Source organism: Variovorax sp. 01T439_2 (assembly GCF_056398445.1).
This window is the reverse complement of record NZ_JBFTPJ010000629.1, coordinates 1-3,584: the sequence shown is the minus strand read 5'-3', so window position 1 is coordinate 3,584 and position 3,584 is coordinate 1. Positions and strand designations below refer to the sequence as shown.

Annotated in this window: 4 protein-coding genes; all 4 read left to right on the top strand. The window is 67.2% G+C overall.

What is annotated here, in order from left to right:
* Nucleotides 1-946: DUF1688 family protein (locus tag AC1DOC_RS24705; RefSeq protein WP_478130685.1), on the top strand; the 946-nt coding region annotated here is incomplete at its 5' end.
* A 36-nt stretch (nucleotides 947-982) separates the two neighbouring features.
* On the top strand, nucleotides 983-1,612 hold the full coding sequence (upp, locus tag AC1DOC_RS24700; RefSeq protein WP_478081198.1) for a uracil phosphoribosyltransferase: 630 nt from the start codon (nucleotides 983-985) through the stop codon (nucleotides 1,610-1,612).
* Nucleotides 1,613-1,683: 71 nt separating this feature from the next.
* Nucleotides 1,684-2,688, top strand: a complete 1,005-nt coding sequence (locus tag AC1DOC_RS24695) for a BMP family protein (RefSeq protein ID WP_478130684.1) — start codon at nucleotides 1,684-1,686, stop codon at nucleotides 2,686-2,688.
* 8 nt (nucleotides 2,689-2,696) lie between these two features.
* Nucleotides 2,697-3,584: 5'-methylthioadenosine/S-adenosylhomocysteine nucleosidase (locus AC1DOC_RS24690; protein WP_478130683.1), on the top strand; the 888-nt coding region annotated here is incomplete at its 3' end.

Below are 3,584 nucleotides of genomic sequence, written 5' to 3'. Positions count from 1 at the left end.
GCACTACACCGAGCCCGCCACCGGCGAGCGCTACACGCGTTCCGAGGGCCTGGCCGTCGCGAGCTTCCATGCCTTCACGAGCGGGCTGTTCTCGTCCAACCCCGACCATCCGCTGCAGGTCGATGCCGCCGGCCTGCGCGGACTGGTGACCGACCGGCTCGGCGACGCCTTCCAGGTCAGCGACGTCAATCCGCTGGTGGGCCTGGCCGGCCGCGCGGTGCTGCTGCGCCGGCTCGGCGAGGCGATGAGCGAGCAGCCCGAGACCTTCGGCGACGAGGGCCGGCCCGCCGGCATGTTCGATGCGCTGGTCGCCCCGTTCGGCGCGGCCGCGCCGCCCACGGCCGAGATCACGGCGCACCAGATCCTTTCGCTGCTGCTCGAGACGCTCTCGCGCATCTGGCCCTCGGCCAACGCCATCGACAGCATCGCACTCGACGGCAGCGACACCACGGGCGGCATCGGCTCGAGCGACCCGGCGCTCGCGCTGGGCGACTGCTGGCGCCACGGCGCGGTGCGCGGCCCCGGCCTCACCAACGGCTGGATGCCGTTCCACAAGCTGTCGCAGTGGCTCACCTATTCACTGCTCGAACCCTTCGAGCGGGCCGGCGTGAAGGTGCGCCACCTCGACGCGCTCACCGCTTTGCCCGAATACCGCAACGGCGGCCTGCTGATCGACAGCGGCGTGATCGTGCCGAAGGACCCGGCCTTTCTTTCGCGCACCTGGAAGGCCGGCGACGAGTTCATCGTCGAATGGCGTGCCCTCACCGTGGCGCTGCTCGACGAACTGGCGCCGCGCGTGCGCAAGATCCTCGACCGCACCGACGAAGAGCTGCCGCTGGCCTGCGTGCTCGAGGGCGGCACCTGGGCCGCGGGGCGCGTGCTGGCACAGCGCTTGCGAGACGGATCGCCACCGCTCCTGATCGAAAGCGACGGCACCGTCTTTTAGACTCGCGGGTCCATTCAGCAACGGCAGAAAAACCAAATGAGCAACGTCCACCTCGTCGACCACCCCCTCGTCCAGCACAAGCTCACGCTGATGCGCCGCAAGGACGCCTCCACCAACAGCTTCCGCCGGCTCCTGAACGAAATCAGCATGCTCATGGCCTACGAGGTCACGCGCGACATGCCGATGCAGGACATCGAGGTCGAGACCCCGCTCGAAACCATGCAGGCCAAGGTCATCGACGGCAAGAAGCTGGTGCTGGTGTCGATCCTGCGCGCGGGCACCGGCATCCTGGACGGCATGCACACGGTGGTGCCGGGCGCGCGCGTCGGCCACATCGGCCTGTACCGCGACCCCAAGACGCTCACGGCCGTCGAGTACTACTTCAAGATGCCCGGCGAGATGGAGAACCGCGACGTGATCGTGGTCGACCCGATGCTGGCCACCGGCAACTCGGCGGTGGCCGCGGTCGAGCGGCTCAAGGAACTCAACCCCAAGTCGATCAAGTTCGTCTGCCTGCTCACCTGCCCCGAAGGCCTCGCGACCATGCAGAAGGCCCACCCCGACGTGCCGGTCTACACCGCGGCGATCGACCGGGAGCTCAACAGCCATGGGTACATCCTGCCGGGCCTCGGCGACGCGGGCGACAGGATTTTCGGCACTAAGTGAGGCCCCCGGCGGCCGACACGCTGTCCCTCGGGCAGCGACAAGAAGATTTCCATACCTCGAGGAGAAGCACCGTGACAGCACGCCGTCAGTTGATCATTCGTTCCGCCGCCATGGCCGCAGCAGCGCTTGCGGCCGGCACGCCCGGCTTCGCGCTCGCGCAGGCCAAGCTCAAGGTGGCGGCGGTGTACACCGTGCSCTTCGAGCAGCAATGGGTCGGCCGTATCCACAAGGCGCTCAAGGCGGCCGAGGCGCGCGGCGAGATCGAATACAAGGCCACCGAGAACGTCAGCAACGCCGACTACGAGCGTGTGATGCGCGAGTACGCCACCGGCGGCAACCAGCTGATCCTCGGCGAGGTCTTCGGCGTGGAAGCGGCGGCGCGCAAGGTCGCGAAGGACTTTCCCAAGGTCGCCTTCCTCATGGGCTCCTCGCTCAAGCCGCAGGCGCCCAACTTCAGCGTGTTCGACAACTACATCCAGGAGCCGGCCTACCTGAGCGGCATGGTGGCCGGCGGCATGACCAAGACCAACCGCATCGGCATGGTCGGCGGCTTTCCGATTCCTGAAGTGAACCGGCTCATGAACGCCTTCATGGCGGGCGCGAAGGAAACCAACCCGAAGGTCGAATTCAGCGTGAGCTTCATCAACAGCTGGTTCGATCCGCCCAAGGCCAAGGAAGCGGCCTTCGCGATGATCGACAAGGGCGCCGACGTGATGTACGCCGAGCGCTTCGGCGTCTCGGACGCGGCCAAGGAAAAAGGCAAGCTCGCCATCGGCAACGTGATCGACACGCAGGCGCAGTACCCCGACACGGTGGTGGCTTCGGCGCTGTGGAACTTCGAGCCCTCGGCCGACCGCGCGATCAAGCTCGTGAAGGAAGGCAAGTTCACCGCCGAGGACTACGGCCCCTACTCGATGATGAAGCACAAGGGCTCCGAACTCGCGCCGCTGGGCACCTTCGAGAAGAAGGTGCCGGCGGACATCGTCGCCAAGGTCAAGGCCAAGCAGGCCGACATTCTCTCGGGCAAGGTCACCATCAAGGTCGACGACTCGCAGCCCAAGTCGACCGCGAAGTGAAGGGCCCGATGACGATGCGCTGGCGCTCTCTTCTCGCGGCCGGCGTGCTGGCCTTCGGCCTCGCGGGCTGTGCCGGTGTCTACAAGAGCCCGGGCGCCGCCGACGGCAGCGTGCGGCTGGACGACACGCCGCGCATCGCGGTGGTCTCGGCCTTCCAGCCCGAGCTCACGCTGCTGCTGAACCGGCTCCAGCAGCCGGCCAAGCACAGCGTCAACGGCGTCGAGTTCACCACCGGCACGCTCGAAGGCAAGCCGGTGGTGCTGTTTCTCTCCGGCATCAGCATGACCAACGCGACGATGAACACGCAGCTGGTGCTCGACCGCTTTCGCGTCACCCACATCGTGTTCAGCGGCATCGCGGGCGGCGTGAATCCGCAGCTGCACGTGGGCGACGTCACGGTGCCCGCGCAATGGGGCCAGTACCTCGAAGTGCTGATGGCGCGCGAAACCGCGCCGGGCAAGTTCACCGCGCCGCCCTTCATCACCGATGCCACGCTGCCCAACTTCGGCATGATGCATCCGCGCCCGGTGGAAGTGCGCTCCGCGGCACATCCGCAGATCGTGCGCAAGTTCTGGTTCGAGGCGGACCCGAAGATGCTCGAGGTGGCGCGCAGCATCCGCAATGTCGACCTGGCGAACTGCAGCGCCGGCAAGTGCCTGGCGCGCAAGCCCCATCTGGTCGTCGGCGGCAACGGCGTCTCGGGCCAGGCCTTCATGGACAACAAGGCCCTGCGCGAATACACCTTCAAGACCTTCCAGGCCAACGTGCTCGACATGGAAACGGCGGCCGTGGGCATGGTGGCCTACAGCAACGGCGTGCCCTACATCGCCTTCCGCTCCCTCAGCGACCTGGCGGGCGGCGGCGAAGGCGAGAACGAGATGGGCACCTTCATGGGC

What these genes read in the sequence shown, in the direction of transcription:
- upp (WP_478081198.1), top strand. Translation starts at nt 983, where the DNA reads ATGAGCAACGTCCACCTCGTCGACCACCCCCTCGTCCAGCACAAGCTC.